Origin of the sequence: Planococcus donghaensis MPA1U2 (genome assembly GCF_000189395.1) — a bacterium.
In the GTDB taxonomy this organism is placed as follows: domain Bacteria; phylum Bacillota; class Bacilli; order Bacillales_A; family Planococcaceae; genus Planococcus; species Planococcus donghaensis_B.
This window is the reverse complement of record NZ_AEPB01000017.1, coordinates 1-16,040: the sequence shown is the minus strand read 5'-3', so window position 1 is coordinate 16,040 and position 16,040 is coordinate 1. Positions and strand designations below refer to the sequence as shown.

The 16,040-nt window shown below is 38.9% G+C and carries 20 protein-coding genes, 1 pseudogene and 1 riboswitch; of the genes and pseudogenes, 18 read left to right on the top strand and 3 right to left on the bottom strand.

What is annotated here, in order from left to right:
• The first annotated feature begins 120 nt into the window (after positions 1–120).
• Positions 121–306: a hypothetical protein gene (locus GPDM_RS04740; RefSeq protein ID WP_008429494.1), complete on the top strand. Its 186-nt coding sequence runs from the start codon at positions 121–123 to the stop codon at positions 304–306.
• A 56-nt stretch (positions 307–362) separates the two neighbouring features.
• Here GPDM_RS04740 and GPDM_RS16715 read toward each other — a convergent pair.
• Positions 363–758: pseudogene (locus GPDM_RS16715) on the bottom strand (DNA alkylation repair protein).
• Between the two features lie 116 nt (positions 759–874).
• On the opposite strand from GPDM_RS16715, the gene GPDM_RS04730 reads away from it, so the two are divergent.
• The 10 genes from GPDM_RS04730 to GPDM_RS04690 all read left to right on the top strand — a co-directional run bounded on the left by GPDM_RS04730 (position 875) and on the right by GPDM_RS04690 (position 10,429).
• Positions 875–1,735 carry a DUF72 domain-containing protein gene (locus GPDM_RS04730; protein WP_008429490.1) on the top strand — a complete coding sequence of 287 codons (861 nt, stop codon included), beginning with the start codon at positions 875–877 and terminating at the stop codon, positions 1,733–1,735.
• On the top strand, positions 1,735–2,562 hold the full coding sequence (locus GPDM_RS04725; RefSeq protein WP_008429488.1) for a sulfite exporter TauE/SafE family protein: 828 nt from the start codon (positions 1,735–1,737) through the stop codon (positions 2,560–2,562). Before GPDM_RS04730 ends, GPDM_RS04725 begins: the two co-directional genes overlap by 1 nt.
• Before the next feature lie 12 nt (positions 2,563–2,574).
• A complete protein-coding gene (locus GPDM_RS04720; RefSeq protein ID WP_008429487.1) occupies positions 2,575–3,918 on the top strand; it encodes a bifunctional metallophosphatase/5'-nucleotidase in 1,344 nt (447 codons plus the stop codon).
• A gap of 71 nt (positions 3,919–3,989) precedes the next feature.
• Positions 3,990–4,171, top strand: a riboswitch (Lysine riboswitch).
• A gap of 109 nt (positions 4,172–4,280) precedes the next feature.
• Positions 4,281–5,855 carry a Na+/H+ antiporter NhaC family protein gene (locus tag GPDM_RS04715; RefSeq protein WP_008429485.1) on the top strand — a complete coding sequence of 525 codons (1,575 nt, stop codon included), beginning with the start codon at positions 4,281–4,283 and terminating at the stop codon, positions 5,853–5,855.
• A 194-nt stretch (positions 5,856–6,049) separates the two neighbouring features.
• Positions 6,050–7,570 carry a sodium-dependent transporter gene (locus GPDM_RS04710; RefSeq protein ID WP_008429482.1) on the top strand — a complete coding sequence of 507 codons (1,521 nt, stop codon included), beginning with the start codon at positions 6,050–6,052 and terminating at the stop codon, positions 7,568–7,570.
• 15 nt (positions 7,571–7,585) lie between these two features.
• On the top strand, positions 7,586–7,717 hold the full coding sequence (locus GPDM_RS16580; protein WP_008429480.1) for a MetS family NSS transporter small subunit: 132 nt from the start codon (positions 7,586–7,588) through the stop codon (positions 7,715–7,717).
• A gap of 143 nt (positions 7,718–7,860) precedes the next feature.
• Entirely contained in the window at positions 7,861–8,784 is a 924-nt protein-coding gene (gene lipA, locus GPDM_RS04705) for a lipoyl synthase (protein ID WP_008429479.1), read from the top strand.
• Positions 8,785–8,799: 15 nt separating this feature from the next.
• Positions 8,800–9,126 carry a YutD family protein gene (locus tag GPDM_RS04700; protein WP_008429477.1) on the top strand — a complete coding sequence of 109 codons (327 nt, stop codon included), beginning with the start codon at positions 8,800–8,802 and terminating at the stop codon, positions 9,124–9,126.
• Between the two features lie 84 nt (positions 9,127–9,210).
• Positions 9,211–9,666, top strand: a complete 456-nt coding sequence (locus GPDM_RS04695) for a DUF86 domain-containing protein (protein ID WP_008429476.1) — start codon at positions 9,211–9,213, stop codon at positions 9,664–9,666.
• Positions 9,656–10,429, top strand: coding sequence for a TIGR01457 family HAD-type hydrolase (locus GPDM_RS04690; RefSeq protein WP_008429474.1), 774 nt, complete (start codon positions 9,656–9,658; stop codon positions 10,427–10,429). Before GPDM_RS04695 ends, GPDM_RS04690 begins: the two co-directional genes overlap by 11 nt.
• 105 nt (positions 10,430–10,534) lie before the next feature.
• On the opposite strand, the gene GPDM_RS04685 is transcribed toward GPDM_RS04690, so the two are convergent.
• The gene (locus tag GPDM_RS04685) at positions 10,535–10,771 is read right to left on the bottom strand and encodes a YuzB family protein (protein ID WP_008429472.1); all 237 of its coding nucleotides are present in this window, start codon (positions 10,769–10,771) and stop codon (positions 10,535–10,537) included.
• A 152-nt stretch (positions 10,772–10,923) separates the two neighbouring features.
• Between GPDM_RS04685 and GPDM_RS04680 the strand changes: the two genes are divergently transcribed.
• Positions 10,924–11,991: an NAD(P)/FAD-dependent oxidoreductase gene (locus GPDM_RS04680; protein ID WP_008429471.1), complete on the top strand. Its 1,068-nt coding sequence runs from the start codon at positions 10,924–10,926 to the stop codon at positions 11,989–11,991.
• A gap of 127 nt (positions 11,992–12,118) precedes the next feature.
• Here the strand turns inward: GPDM_RS04680 and GPDM_RS04675 are convergent, their stop codons facing one another.
• The gene (locus tag GPDM_RS04675; RefSeq protein ID WP_008429469.1) at positions 12,119–12,445 is read right to left on the bottom strand and encodes a YuzD family protein; all 327 of its coding nucleotides are present in this window, start codon (positions 12,443–12,445) and stop codon (positions 12,119–12,121) included.
• An 82-nt stretch (positions 12,446–12,527) separates the two neighbouring features.
• On the opposite strand from GPDM_RS04675, the gene GPDM_RS04670 reads away from it, so the two are divergent.
• The 6 genes from GPDM_RS04670 (at position 12,528) to GPDM_RS04650 (ending at position 16,031) form a co-directional block, all read left to right on the top strand.
• Complete coding sequence (locus GPDM_RS04670; RefSeq protein ID WP_008429467.1) at positions 12,528–12,764, top strand: NifU family protein; 237 nt, start codon at positions 12,528–12,530, stop codon at positions 12,762–12,764.
• A gap of 145 nt (positions 12,765–12,909) precedes the next feature.
• Positions 12,910–13,272, top strand: coding sequence for a HesB/IscA family protein (locus GPDM_RS04665; RefSeq protein WP_008429465.1), 363 nt, complete (start codon positions 12,910–12,912; stop codon positions 13,270–13,272).
• A 176-nt stretch (positions 13,273–13,448) separates the two neighbouring features.
• On the top strand, positions 13,449–14,663 hold the full coding sequence (locus tag GPDM_RS04660; RefSeq protein ID WP_008429464.1) for an NAD(P)/FAD-dependent oxidoreductase: 1,215 nt from the start codon (positions 13,449–13,451) through the stop codon (positions 14,661–14,663).
• A 91-nt stretch (positions 14,664–14,754) separates the two neighbouring features.
• A complete protein-coding gene (locus GPDM_RS04655) occupies positions 14,755–15,252 on the top strand; it encodes an NUDIX domain-containing protein (protein ID WP_008429462.1) in 498 nt (165 codons plus the stop codon).
• 140 nt (positions 15,253–15,392) lie between these two features.
• The gene (locus GPDM_RS16620; RefSeq protein ID WP_158004627.1) at positions 15,393–15,518 is read left to right on the top strand and encodes a YuiA family protein; all 126 of its coding nucleotides are present in this window, start codon (positions 15,393–15,395) and stop codon (positions 15,516–15,518) included.
• A 183-nt stretch (positions 15,519–15,701) separates the two neighbouring features.
• Entirely contained in the window at positions 15,702–16,031 is a 330-nt protein-coding gene (locus GPDM_RS04650; RefSeq protein WP_008429461.1) for a YuiB family protein, read from the top strand.
• Positions 16,032–16,040: the final 9 nt, after the last annotated feature.

The window sequence follows — 16,040 nt, the reverse complement described above, 5'->3', positions numbered from 1 at the left end:
ATTTTTATGGGCTTGAACGAAATAACAAGTCGTATCTCTAATCATGCAAGTGGAGCGTTTGGGTACTTGCTTAAAGGGTATAAGAGTAACGTATATAAATCCTTAGGAGGTATGCAAAACATGAGTCAAAAATTCGAAGCTTTAAAAGAGAAATTGAACAATGCAGACTTAAGCGAAGCAAAAGAAGTATTGGTGCAAGCTAAAGAAGCTTATGATGATGGTAAAATTGATGAAACTGAAAAGAAAGAATTGATGGATTCTGCTAAATCTTTAATAGCTAAAAAAGGAATTGGCGGGTTATTCTAAAATCCTGAAAGCATTACTTAAAAATAAGCTTAGGTGCACTTCATGTGCACCTAAGCTTATTTTTTAATGTGTTTCAATGCTTCCCGTTTGCTAAGAGGCATTAACTCATGTGTTGAGACAAACGTTTCCACCCATTCAGCATCTTTTTTGGCATATTCACGTAATGTCCAGCCAATAGCTTTTTGCATAAAGAATTCAGGAGATGTAGCATGATGAAGTATAATTTGACTGAGAATGACTGTGTTTGTCAGCTACTTGTATTTTATCTGGTAGAGAATCGCGGCACGATTTGTCCACATATTTTCTGCTTTGGACCATTCAATCATTGAACGTGTACCTTCAACTTGTTCTTTTTGAATAACGTGACCAAGAATTCGGGGAGCAATCGAATCGACACTGTCCCACCAGGACTTTTTTTCAATTAGTTCTTGATCATCCCATACCTTTTTCATGTTTGACTCATCTCCTCGAGTGGAAAATCATATGAAGCGAAGGATAACTATTTTAAAAAAGACGTTCTATTTTTTCTATGTTATCATAAAATAATAACGAAAATGGAGGCGGGATCATGATTTATGTAGGGTTAACGGGTTGGGGAGACCATCCGGATGTCTATAGCCCGGACTCAAAAAAAACAGATAAACTAAGCGATTATAGTGGGCACTTTCCGATAGTTGAATTGGATTCTTCTTTTTATGCGGTTCAACCAGAACGCAATATTCGCAAATGGATTGCGGAAACACCTGCGCAATTTCAATTTGTGGTCAAAGCTTATCAAGGCATGACGGGCCATCTCCGTGGAGAAAATCCGTTTGAATCACGTGATGCCATGTTTGAAGCTTTTAGTAAGTCTATACAGCCTTTGAAAGAAGAAGGTAAATTAGCAATGGTGTTACTGCAATTTCCTCCGTGGTTTGATTGTCAAAAAGACAATGTCGATCAACTTCGAGAAATTATTGAACGTCTTAAAGAATTTGATTTGGCAATCGAGTTTCGCCATCAGTCCTGGTATTCAAATGGAATGAGAAAAAAAACAGTGGATTTTCTTCGGAACAATAACTTGATTCACTCGGTTTGTGATGAGCCACAGGCAGGAGAAGGGTCAATTCCGCTTGTGCCGATATCTACTAGAAAAGATAAAGTGTTGTTGCGCATACATGGTCGCAATGTTCACGGCTGGGTAAATCCTGGAGGTGGACAAAACTGGAGAGAAGTTCGTTATTTATACGATTACAATAAGGAAGAACTCGAGGAAATTAGTAGAGCCGTAAAGTCATTGGCGAACACTACTGAAAATGTGTATGTGATTTTTAATAACAATTCAGGGGGGCATGCAGCAGGTGACGCCAAGCAGTTCCAAAAGATGAATGATTTATCGTTTGATGGACTGTCGCCAAAGCAAATGGACTTGTTTGAAGGAGGATTTTAATGGTTTTTGTCGTTATGGCAGTTGTCGGCATACTGTCCGGTATACTAGGTGCATTAATCGGTTTAGGCGGGGGTGTTATATTAGTACCCGCTTTGCTGTTTATGGGCACTAGCTTTGCATTTTTCCCTGAACTTTCACCACAAAAAATTGTGGGGTTATCGGTCATTATGATGATTTTCACAGGTCTGTCATCGACCTTAGCCTATATGAAAGTTCGGACAGTGGATTACAAAAGTGGATTCATTTTCTTTGTGGGAAGCGCACCGGGGACAATCGTCGGTGCTTTTATTAATAAAAATTTAGATTTGCCTTCTTTTAATTTGTATTTTGGTATCCTCCTTGTATTTCTATCAATTCTTTTACTGTTGCGTGACCATCTCAAAGCAGTTCGGTGGTTTGTGGATAACGGTCGGAAAACGACGTTTACAGATAGAGAAAACAAAGAATATGTTTATGGCTATCCAATTTGGTTTGCTTTACTTTTAACGTTTTTTGTCGGAGTTGCTTCCGGCTTGTTTGGAATCGGCGGAGGGTCTATCATTGTACCAGCGATGATACTGTTGTTCTTATTCCCGCCTCACGTGGCTGTCGGTACATCAATGTTAATGGTTTTTTTATCAGCACTTGTTAACTCTGTTACGCACATTTCATTGGGTAACGTCCCATGGATTTACACACTCGCGGTCGTACCTGGTGCCTATATTGGAGCGAAAATAGGAGCAGCGTTAAACAAACGTCTCAACTCGGAAGTGTTGGTCACCATTTTACGGATTGTGCTACTAGTATTGGGGTTACGCTCAATTTATGAAGGAATATTTAGCAATTAAAGAGGTGTTTTCATGAGCGAAACAATTCATATTTATCATACAAATGATTTACACAGTCATTTTGCAAACTGGCCGCGCATCAAGTCATTTTTAGCTGAGCGAAAAAGGTGGCACGAAGAAGAAGGCGATGTTTGTCTTGTTTTAGATATTGGTGATCATGTAGACCGTTCACACCCTTATACTGAAGGCACTGCAGGAAAAGGCAATATTTTATTGCTTAATGAAGCAGGATACGATGCCGTGACAATTGGTAATAATGAGGGCATCACGCTGTCTAAAGAAGAATTGGATGATTTATATGTTCAAGCTGATTTTGACGTAGTGGTATCGAATTTATTTGATTTTCAAGGCAACCGACCAACATGGGCTAAACCTCATCAAATTATTCGCACGAAAAGTGGCACCCGTATTGGGCTTGTAGGTGCAACAGCTGAATTTACCCCTTTTTATCGCAAGTTAGGCTGGCAAATCACAGATGCAAAAGAGTCGATTAGTCAATCAGTAGAGGCAATTAAAGACGAAACTGATTTGATTGTTTGTTTGTCCCATTTAGGCATAAAAGATGATGAGCTTTTAGCAGAACGTTGTCCACAGATTAATATTATTTTAGGTGCACATACGCATCATGTTTTTCATGATGGGAAATGGCAAGGGGATACATTACTCGGAGCTGCTGGAAAGTTTGGTTTTTATATCGGTCATATCACCGTAGAGAAGGAGTTTAAAAAAACTTCAGCTCGTTTAATAGAAGTATCTCAGCTGTGTGAAGTACAAGAAAATTTTGATGAACATTTAGTAGAACAAGGAAAAATACAAATGAACGAACTCGTCTTTCAAAGCGATAAAAAGTTAAAAGCAGAGTGGTTTAAAGATTCAGAGCTTGCAACCTTATTTGGTGAAGCGATGATTGAATTTACAGGTGCAGATTGTGCATTGTTTAATGCGGGGATATTCATGGAAGACATACATGAAGGCGCGATGACGCGTTATAATTTTCATAAAATGTTGCCTCATCCGATCAACCCATGTGTGGTTGAGTTAAGCGGTGCAGAGTTAAAAGAAATTTATTTGCAGTCTTTGAATTCAGAATGGCCACAACTTGAGTTAAAAGGAATGGGATTTCGCGGTGTGGTGTTTGGCAAGATGATTCATTTGAACATGGAACTTATTGATCGTCGATTTTATATTGGCGGGCGACAGGTTGTACATGATCAAACATATCAACTAGTTACGCTAGACATGCTGACATTTGGTTATTTTTTCCCGAGTTTGAAAAGAGCGACGAAAACGTATTTTATGCCGGAATTTCTTCGTGATGTATTTGGTCAATATTTTCACAACAAAGCGATAAAGTAGCAATGACTGTTAGAATATAAATGCAGTTGATTTTGTAGTGATTTTGGGCTATGCTAAAAAGGAAAGTTATAATGGTGGGTAGAGGCTGCAAAACTAATCAGTAAGGTGCGCGAGTATGACCGCGTTGAACGTACCTGAAAGGAAGTTTTGCCGAAATTTATTTCTTATGGTCATAGGAGGTGGATTGGGGTCATTCTGAACAAGAATGTCACTGTCATTTAAGCGCTAGTTTAAATGGAGGGCTACAGGGTTGTTTGATGTTTTATCGCACAGACGAATTGTAGAAGGCTGACTGAATCCAAGCGGAGAGGTCAGCCTTTTTTGTCTCAATTTCACCCATCAAAAAATAAGGAGGAGTTATTTTGGAGAATACGATTTTTTCGATTTTGCCACCGATCATTGCAATTGTAATGGTCTTATTAACACGCCGTGTTCTATTATCATTAGGTACAGGTATTGTGGCAGCAGCTATTATCCTAACATGGTTTTCACCACTTGATGCCATGCAGGAACTTGCTACATCATTCGCAATTATTTTTTGGGACGGCGGCTTTAACGCTTACAACGTCTTTATCATTTTGTTTCTACTATTGCTGGGAGTTATTACAGCATTTGTTAGTCTTTCAGGAGGAAGTCACGCTTTCGCTGAATGGGCATCAAACCACATTAAATCTCGTCGTGGTGCCAAAGTATTAACGGTCGTTCTTGGAATGGTCATCTTTATCGATGATTATTTTAATGCATTGGCGGTAGGACAAGTAGCACGTCCGATTACAGATAAATACAAAGTTTCACGTGCTAAACTAGCGTACTTTATCGATTCAACAGCGGCACCTGTTTGTGTAGTCTCACCTGTATCAAGTTGGGGTGCAGCGATAATTGGGATTATTGCTACCATTTTAGCTGGTCAAACTTTTGTGGAATATTCTGCACTCGAAGCATTTCTTTGGATGGCACCAATGAACTTTTACGTGGTTGCGTCTCTTGCTATCGTCTTTTTTGTCGCAATTCGCGATGTTGATTTTGGCGAAATGAAAAAACACGAAGTATTGGCAATTTCAAAAGGACAGCTTTTTGATCCTGAGAAAACAATTCCGGGTGAAATGAAAGAAGAATTCCCTTCTCACTCACATGGCCATGTCAGAGATTTACTGCTTCCTATTTTACTATTAATCGTCGGAACAGTATTTGCGATGATTTGGACTGGCTACCAAAATGCAGGTCAAGTATTTGATATTTGGCTAATCTTTGAAAACACAGATGTACCAGCTTCATTATTAATAGGTGGAGTATTAGGTGCTTTAACATCTATTCTTCTTTATACGTTACAAATGAAAACTAACAAAACAGCCAATGTTGGTTGGATCGGCAAAGGAATCTGGGCAGGTATCAAGTCTATGATGGGTGCCGTTTTAATCCTAATATTTGCTTGGTCATTAACTTCTTTAATCGGATCATTAGAAACAGGGGCCTATCTAGCGGGTGTTGTTTCTGACGGCAATGTTCCTACAGCGATCTTGCCAGTTCTATTGTTCGTATTAGCTGGAGTTATGGCTTTCTCTACAGGAACTTCATGGGGCTCTTTCGGTATTCTTTTACCGATTGCTGGAACAATTATGATTGAAGCAGAACCAGCGTTATTATTGCCAGCATTATCAGCAGTTTTAGCAGGTGCTGTATTTGGTGACCATTGTTCACCGATTTCTGATACGACCATCTTGTCCTCAACAGGAGCAGGAAGTAACCATATGGACCATGTCTTAACGCAGATACCGTATGCATTAACAGCTGCGGGTATCGCTGCTATCGGGTATATTGTCATAGGATTTACCGGTTCTCTTCTGATGTCTCTTGGCGCTGTATTAATCGTGTTAGCAGTATTATTCGTTGTTTGGTCACAGCGAACAACTATTATTGAAAAACAACAAAATAATTAACAGAAGTAAGGCAGGGGAGCTTATCCTCTGCCTTTTTACTTTTGCAGCAATAGTTTTTTTCAATTATATTACGAAAGTGTCTTTACATTAAAGCGCTCTCTCGGTATACTAATTTTAGATTAGTTAATAATCTGAAAACAAACAAAATTCCTATTTTTATGTCAAAAGAATGGGAAAACAAAGGGGGAAGAGAGATGGAACGTTCGCAATGGGGTACACGTGCCGGTTTTATCATGGCAGCCGTCGGCTCTGCAGTAGGTTTAGGTAACATTTGGCGTTTTCCATATGTTGCGTATGAAAATGGTGGGGGTGCCTTCTTTATACCATACCTTTTTGCACTACTGACTGCCGGTATACCAATTTTGATTTTAGAGTTCACGATCGGCCATAAGTATAGAGGGTCAGCACCGTTATCATTTTTCCGAATGGGCGGTAGAAAGTTAGAGTGGCTTGGTTGGTGGGCAGTTTTTGTGTCCTTTGTTATATCTGTGTACTATGCCGTTATTATCGCTTGGGCAATGCGCTATACTATATTTTCTTTCAATCAGGCATGGGGTACAGATACACAAGACTTCTTATTTAATGAATTTTTACAACTTACCGTTAGTCCAGGGCAAACAGGTGGGATTGTCTGGGGCGTATTTATTCCTTTAGTGCTTGTTTGGGCTATTACACTTGGAATTTTACTTGCCGGTGTTAAAAAAGGAATTGAGATGGCGAACAGAATTTTTATCCCAACTTTAGTCATCATTTTCCTAGCAGTCGTAATTCGTGCAATTACACTGGATGGCGCGTTGATTGGATTGGAAGCGTTTTTCCAACCTGATTTTACGGCCATTATGAATCCATCAGTATGGGTCGCAGCTTACGGGCATATCTTCTTTAGTTTATCTGTAGCATTTGCGATCATGATTACTTATTCAAGTTACTTACCAAAAAAATCGGATATCACAAATAATGCATTTATTACAGGATTTGCTAACTCAAGCTTTGAATTACTTGCAGGTATCGGTATTTTCGCGGCACTTGGCTTTATGGCAACACAACAAGGAGTTGCAGTTTCAGAGGTAGCTTCAGCAGGTGTAGGCTTAGCCTTTGTTGTATTCCCGCAAATTATTAATGAGTTCCCAAGTTTTAACGGATTGTTTGGATTCTTATTCTTCCTATCCCTAACACTTGCTGGACTAACTTCATTAATGTCAATCACAGAAACATATGTTGCAGGATTCACTGAGAAATTTGGCATTTCGCGCAGAAAAGCTGTTGTATTTGGTGGCGGACTTGCTGCTTTAATTTCAATTTTATTCGCAACTCAAGGTGGATTGTTCTTCCTAGATCTTGCAGATTACTTTATTAACCAATTTGGTGTTGCTGCTGTCGGTTTAGTAGAAGTTGTTCTAGTGGTATGGGTATTCCGTAAAGCAGACTTGCTTAAAGCTCATGCAAACGAAATTTCAGATATCCATCTTGGTGCATGGTGGAAAGTCAGCCTTGGAATCATTACGCCAATTGTTTTGGGCTACATGATGTTTGGACTTCTGAAAATGAACATTCTACAAGAGTTTGACACTGAAACAGGTAACTATGAAGGATATTCTAACATGTTTACTTTATCAGGAGGCGTAGCAGTAGCTTCTGCTGCAATAGTATTCGGGATCTTATTCTCTATTGCTAAATGGCATAAAAATCAAGGGGAATATGACGAGCGTAGTTAAAAGGGGGAGTAGCACATGTCAGCAAGTTCAATTGTAGTTATGATTATTGGGATGGTTTTAGTTTGGGGAGGCTTAGCTGCTAGTATTTTTCACGCAGTTAGCACTGGCAAAAAGAAACGTAACTCAAACGCTGCAAATAACCTATAAAAATAAAAGCCTGGAAACGAAAAGTTTCCGGGCTTTTCTATGGATTTGAAGCACTATGGCAACTTGTGAGGAAGACACCTTTATGATACATTTGGAATTGAATTAGATTCCAATTCAAATCAGATAGACAGGGGAAGATGTGCATGTCAGAAAAAAAAGAACATCTCAGAAAGCCTGATTGGTTAAAAATTAAATTAAACACCAATGAAAACTATACCGATTTAAAGAAAATGATGCGGGAAAACAACTTAAATACAGTATGCGAAGAAGCAAAATGTCCAAATATTCATGAATGTTGGGGAACGCGAAGAACTGCAACTTTCATGATACTAGGAGCAATTTGTACAAGAGCTTGTCGTTTTTGTGCAGTTAAAACAGGATTGCCAAATGAGTTGGATCTACAAGAACCAGAACGTGTAGCGGCCTCTGTAAAAATGATGAATTTAAAACATGCTGTTATCACTGCAGTTGCACGAGACGATCTGAAAGACGGGGGTTCAGCAGTTTTTGCTGAGACAATCCGAGCGATTAAACGTGCGAATCCTTACACAACAATAGAAGTTTTGCCGTCTGATATGGGTGGAGTCTATGAAAATCTAGAACGGCTAATGGATGCAAAACCGGATATATTAAACCATAATATTGAAACCGTACGTCGTCTCACGCCAAGAGTTCGTGCACGTGCTAAATATGACCGGTCTTTAGAATTATTAAAACGTTCAAAAGAAATGCATCCAGAAATTCCGACAAAGTCTTCTTTAATGATTGGTTTGGGCGAAACAAAAGAAGAAATTATTGAAGTAATGGATGACTTGCGTGCGAACGATGTCGATATTATGACAATCGGTCAGTATTTACAACCATCGAAAAAACACTTAAGTGTACAAAAATATTATTCGCCGAAAGAATTCAAGGAATTGTGGGAAATTGCGATGACTAAAGGGTTTTCGCATTGCCAGGCAGGTCCGTTGGTTCGAAGCAGCTATCATGCGGATGAGCAAGTCAATGCAGCTGCTAAAGAGCGTCAGCGTCTCGGCGATATACAAGCAGCTGCTATAAACAGCTAATGGATGGTGAAAATAATGATTACATTGGATCAATGGCAATACGATATACTTATTGACCATCGAGAAGGCTTTAAGGAAGAGGCTATTACTACCCGGTATAGCGAAATTTTATCGAAATATGATTATATATTAGGTGACTGGGGCTATGGACAATTACGATTAAAAGGCTTTTTTGAAGATACAAACCATAAAGCGACTTACGACACGAAAATAAGTACCTTGCAGGACTATCTTTACGAATACTGCAATTTTGGTTGTGCTTATTTTGTTATAAAGAAAGTTGGAAAAGCAGCTCCTCCAACTGAAGAAGTAGTAGAGCAAACTCTCGAAGCGGATAAATAATCCGCTAGAGGGTTTTTTTTATGCAATATGATATGATAAAGAAAGAAAAGATAGATTTTCAAACGCCTATTGGAGGGTATTTTTATGTATTTTATTGACCGCAACAAAATCACTGAAACAATTCAGTATATGAATTCTCTAGTGGAATTTTATGAAGCGCAACAGCAATGGACATCATTTGGCGAGCAGCTCGCGTTAGAGCGTGTAGGTGCAAACATTATCGAATCGATTATCGATGTTGGAAATTCAATGATTGACGGCTTTATTATGCGTGACCCTGGAAGTTACGATGACATTATCGATATCTTAGTTGATGAAAAAGTGATTATGAAAGAGATGGATCAACCGCTTAAAAAAGTAGTGGCTTTACGGAAAATGTTAGTTCGTGAATTTATGAAAGTAGATCAGCAAGCTTTGGTGGAAGCTTTGGATGAAAATATCGAATCTTTAAAAGCCTTTGGCCCAAAAGTTGAATATTATTTAGTTCATGAGCTTGGCCCAGTTTCAGCATTTATACCGGAGACAAAAGATGAAAACTAAAAAAACGTATGGAGCGTATTGCCTTGATTTAGACGGAACAGTTTATCGTGGAACCGAAGTAGTTGAAGAAGCAGCAGAATTTATCGAGCGGCTACAGCAACAAGAAATCGAACCATTTTACATCACCAACAATGCATCAAAAACCCAACAACAACTGCAAGATAAACTGGCTGAGTTTGGCATTGTAGCTAAAAAGGAGCGCATTATGTCTTCTGCCATTGCGGCAGCCAAATACATCAAACGATGGTACCCTGGAAAAAAAGTCTATATGATAGGTTCAGATGGTTTAGACCAAGCTTTGCGTCAAGAAGGACTTGAACGAGTAGAAGAAGAGGCAGATATTGTACTAATCGGACTTGATCGAAGTATTACATACGACAAGCTCGCAACTGCCTGTTTAGAGGTGCGAAAAGGTGCAGTTTTTCTATCTACTAATAAAGATTTAGCCTTTCCATCTGAAAAAGGTTTTTTGCCGGGGAATGGAGCAATCACCCTTCTCGTGTCCGCATCTACTGGAATCGATCCGGTATTTATCGGCAAACCGGAAATTCATATGTTAGAAACGATTCAACATGAAACAGGTTTTGAAAAAAGTGAGATGGTGATGATTGGGGATAATTACGATACCGATATTCAAGCAGGTATTCGTTTTGGAATTGATACGATCCATGTCAATACAGGAGTTAGCAGTACAGAGACAGTGATGGAAAAAGAGCAACCTCCAACTTACACGGTTGAAAACCTTAGTTACTGGGAAATATAAAGACAAAAGCCCAGCAAAATGACTTCACGTCGTTTTGCTGGGCTGCGATGCATTTTGCACATACACACATTTGCGTTGAGCATGGCGTTAAAAACCATTAATGGTTTAAAATAATGGATTTTCATCTATGAATTCATAGACTTTTTTAGTCAATTCATCTGGAGATTCTGCTTCAACGATTTCACCATTGACCAGGGCATATAAAGACTCGGAACATTTTGTGCAATAGCTTAAACAGCCGTATTCCAAAACATCGAGATTTGGATCTCGTTCGAGTTTTTCAAAAGAACCTTGCGCGCCATTAACGATATTGCTAATACAAAATTCTACAATTGGTTTCATTCTAAGTCACCTCGCTACAACGAAATCCTACCTTTTTTAGCGACTAGAGTCAATTAATTGATTTCTAGCGAAAGCATTGTGAAAGTTATCACAATCAGCTATACTCATATGTGAGAAATTGATCAGACAGACGAAATTTAAAGGAGATTTATATGCGAAAACTAGTCTTACTTGGAGGCGGATACGGCAACATGCGAATTTTGCTTCGTTTATTGCCAACCAGCTTACCACAAGATACCGAAATCATTTTGATTGACCGTACCCCTTTCCACAGCATGAAAACAGAATTTTATGCGTTAGCAGCCGGTACAGAATCAGACCAAGAAGTCCGTGTACCTTTTCCGGAGCATGAACGTTTAACACTTGTTAATGGTGAAATATTGGAAATCGGTCTTCAAGAAAAATGCATTTTCATGGAAAATGGTGACCGCATTGCTTACGATGATTTAGTTATTGGGTTAGGTTGCGAAGATAAATACCATAACGTCCCTGGAGCTGATGAGTTTACCTACAGCATTCAAACAATCGGTAAATCACGTGCAACTTACCAAGCTTTGCTTGGTTTGCCTGCAGGCGCTGTAGTAGGTGTCGTAGGAGCCGGTTTAAGTGGGATTGAGTTGGCTAGTGAATTGCGTGAAAGCCGAAAAGACTTAAACATTAAATTGTTTGATCGCAGTCCTCGAATTTTACGTGATTTCCCTGAACGCTTAAGTAATTTTGTGAAAAATTGGTTTGAAAACCATAACGTTGACGTTGTATCGAATTCAAATATTACACAAGTTGAACCGAATATGCTCCACAATCATGAAGAAACGATTCCAGTAGATGCGGTTGTTTGGACTGCGGGCATTCAGCCTGTAAAACCCGTTCGTGATTTAGGTCTTGATTGTGACGCTACTGGACGAGTGAAGATCAACCAATATCATCAATTACCGAACGATGATCATGTTTACGTAGTAGGCGATTGTGCAGCTTTGCCTATGGCTCCTTCTGCTCAGTTAGCAGAGGAACAAGCAGAGCAAATCGTTAAAGTATTAAAAGCAATTTGGAAAGAAGAACCACTACCCGAAACGATGCCAGAAATTAAATTAAAAGGATTCCTTGGGTCGTTAGGTAAAAAGCAAGGATTTGCTTATTTAGCAGATCGTACAGTGACAGGCCGCATTGCACGTTTGATGAAATCCGGCGTATTGTGGATGTACAAATGGCATAATGGCTAATTAAAAGCATGTTGACTGTAGGCAAACTTGATTGATTCGAGTTGTCTACAGTTTTTTTATGAAAGAAAGTAAATAGCAAAAGAAAAAGGTTTTGGAATATGCTTATTCCAAAACCTTTACTTATTTTTTATTCGACTTCTGAAAAACCGTGTTTTTCAAGTTCCCGGTAAACAGGTTTTAACTGCACATAACCTTCTCCCACAACTTCACCTTCAACTAAAACTAATGGATAGAAAAATTCATCGTCCATAATGCGTTGTGCATAATCTTTTTGATGATCAAGCTCGATCGGTTTCTCAATATCGATATAGGTAATTGAAAATGGTTGCTCTTTATATTTTCTTGAGATGGCGGCTTCTAGCCACTCATACGTATCAATTGATGAAGGTGCATTGACACAACTTGCGCAAATAACATCGGTTCCGTAGACTTCTATAGCTAATGGCTTCTTCATAATTTGGACCCCCTGTAAATTCATTAGTGGCTTTTTCCCGCTAATCACATTATAATGATTATAATGAAAGGAGTCGATATAAATGACTGAAGCTTTGCTAGAAGATCAAGTAATGGAAGTCTTAGATAAATTACGTCCATTCCTTTTACGTGACGGGGGAGACTGTGAACTTGTTGATATAGAGGATGGTATCGTAAAACTTCGTCTACTCGGAGCATGCGGAAGCTGCCCTAGTTCGACCATCACATTAAAAGCAGGAATTGAACGCGCATTAGTGGAAGAAGTTCCTGGAATTGTAGAAGTAGAACAAGTATTTTAATGCTAAGAGACCTTTTTAGGTCTCTTTTTCTATAGAAAAGAATGGAAGTTCTTATAGTTAATTCGATTAGACGTTTATTTAAGGTTAACGGCTTGAACAATCATAGAAATGATTGCTATGATAGAAGTAGAGGAAGGTGATCAGATTGACAGAAGTAGTTGAAATTACAGAAGCAGCCTCATTCCAGATTAAAGAAATGATGCGTCACAATGAAGAAGAAGGTTCCTATTTACGTGTTGCCGTTAAAGGTGGCGGATGTAGTGGATTAACATATGGTATGGGGTTTGAAAAAGAAAAAACGGGTGAAGATGATCGTTACGAGCAATTTGGCATTCCGATTTTAATTGCGAAAGAAGATGCTCCGATTTTACAAGGCACTGTAGTCGATTACAAACAGTCTTTAATGGGTGGCGGGTTTACAATTGAAAATCCAAATGCCATTGCATCTTGCGGTTGTGGAACATCATTCCGTACAGCTAAAAAAGAAGGTACTCCTGAAAATTGTTAAAAGTCGGTCACAAACCGGCTTTTTTCTTGTGGATAAGTATAGGTTAAACATATTATTCGGTTGAAATCATCCAGTAATAGGTCTAATATAGAGGATAGATGTTTATCGGTGCGTCAAGGTTTTACGGCTTTGACGATATTCGATTAAAAAATGACTTGAAGGTGGTTGCGATTGTGTTGAAAAGACCGTCAATATTAGTATTAGGTGCAGGTTACGGTGGATTAACTACTGTAGTAAACTTGCAAAAAGTTCTGGGCACAGATGCTGCAGACATTACATTGATTAACAAAAACGAATATCATTACGAAAGCACATGGCTTCACGAAGCAGCTGCAGGTACATTACTTCCTGAGCAAGTGCGTTATGACATTAAAGATGTAATCGATAGTGTCAAAGTTAAATTTGTACAAGCGACTGTTGAAGCAATTGACGTAGTCGGCAAAAAAGTTACAACAGATAATGGCGAATTTACATATGACTATATTGTCATCGCTCTTGGCTTCGAAGGTGAAACTTTCGGAATTGAAGGTCTTGATAAATATGCATTGTCAATTGCTAACGTAAAAGCTGCACGTTACATCCGTGAGCATATTGAATTCCAATTTGCTACTTGGTCAGCAGAGCCAGTTAAAGACGATAGCCGTTTAACGATTATTGTTGGAGGAGCTGGATTTACGGGAATCGAATTCCTTGGAGAATTGGCTAACCGCGTACCTGAACTTTGCAAAGAGTACGATGTACCTCGTGAAAAAGTACGTGTTGTATGTGTAGAAGCGGCACCAATGGTATTGCCAGGATTTGATCCAGAACTAGTAAATTATGCAGTAGGTCATTTAGAATCTAAAGGCATTGAATTCTCGATTGGTACACCAGTTGTTGAAGCAACTCCAGAAGGCGTTAAAATCAAAAAAGGCGATGAAGAATTTGAATTCATCAAAGCTGGTACAGTTGTTTGGGCTGCAGGAATTCGCGGCAACAAATTAATTGAAGCTACACCTATTGAAAATATGCGCGCTCGCGTTAAAGTTGAAAAAGATTTACGTGCTCCAGGTTACGATGATGTATTCATTCTTGGGGACTGTGCGTTAATGATCAACGAAGAAACAAATCGTCCGTACCCACCAACTGCACAGATTGCTATGCAGCAAGGTGAAGTTGTGGCGAAAAACTTAAAAGCATTGATGAGCAATGAAACAACAGTTGAATTTGTTCCAGATCTTAAAGGAACAGTTTGCTCACTTGGTGAAGATGATGCAATCGGTGTTGTTTTCGGCAAAAAAGTAACAGGTAAACGCGCTTCATTTATGAAGAAAATGATTGATAACCGTGCATTGTTCATGATTGGCGGTCCTATGCTGGTGATGAAAAAAGGTAAATTCAACGTTCTATAAGCTAGACGATTAAAAGCTCCCTTTGCGGGGAGCTTTTTTTGTAATTTTGGAGCATCTTCATCGAAGAATTTTTGCAGAAAGAGGGATGTTTGTGGCAACTCATAAGCGTGGAAATGTTTGGCTCGGTGCAGCTGGTCTTGTTGTAAACTCAAAAGGCGAGTGGCTCGTTGTAAAAAAGAGGTATGGTGGCTTGCACGGGAAATGGTCATTGCCAGCAGGGTTTGTGCAAGGTGATGAAACAATTGATCAGGCAGCGTTAAGAGAAGTTAAAGAAGAAACTGGCATTGACTGTGAGATGATCGAATTGATTGGTTTTCGTTCAGGCGTTCTACAAGAAAAAATTAGCGATAATATGGCTATTTTCTTATTATATGCGAAAGATGAGAAACAGCCTGTAATAGCCCAATTATCCGAGTTGTATTCAGCAGATTGGCTATCTCCTACAGAATTAGTTACTTGCGGAGAAGCTTCGGTAATGCTTGTTGAAATGGCTTCCTATTCATTAGAACAAGGGCTAACCCCCATACATCATGTCGACCCTGGAAAAGTTTTTGGTTATTCAGACTACAAATTATTTTTTAGAAAATAGCAGGTAAACGTAAAAAAACAAAAAAAATCAAGAAAATATTGATGATAGCGTTTACATACAAGCTTTATCTATTGCGCTCTGGATAAAGTCGTGCTATATTATCAGAATATTACAAACAAGAATTGAAGGAGGTGTTTCAGATGACAATGTTTAAAAAGGATAAGAATGTCAATAATTGCCCATATTGTTCAGGACAAGGCTATTTTCAATTGCGACTGGGCGGTTCAGAAACGTGCTCCTGCTGTTCGGGTTCAGGGAAAAAATAATCGGTTTAATAATGGCGAACGGAGTGAAAGATTCCGTTCGCTTTTTTGTTTGTAGAAATTTTGCAAAGGAGTTGGCTTCTAAGATGTAGCATAAGTGACAAAGCCATGAACTCTGTTCAGTTGGATTGAAAGCCTTTGTTTTTTCGGTTAAACTGATGAAAGGAATAACGGAGGTTAGAATTCATGAACAGTTCATTTACGATTGTGCAATTGATTATTTCGATGTTGCTTTTTTATGTTATGTTCTTCGGAATTGGTTTTTTATTAAATATGTTGCTTCGGATGACTTGGCTAATGGCTGTCGTTTATCCGGTCGTCATTTTATTGGTTGTGGATGATGTAGGCGTCTTTGATTATTTTACCAATCCAGGTGAGTCTTTCGCCATGCTCGGAGATACCATTACATCTATGACAGGCAGTGACATTGCTGTCTTGCTTGCTGGTTGGGCAGGAGCGATCACATCAGGTTTTGTTATGAAAATATTACGTAAAATGGGTTATCAAATGTTTTAAAAAATCNCA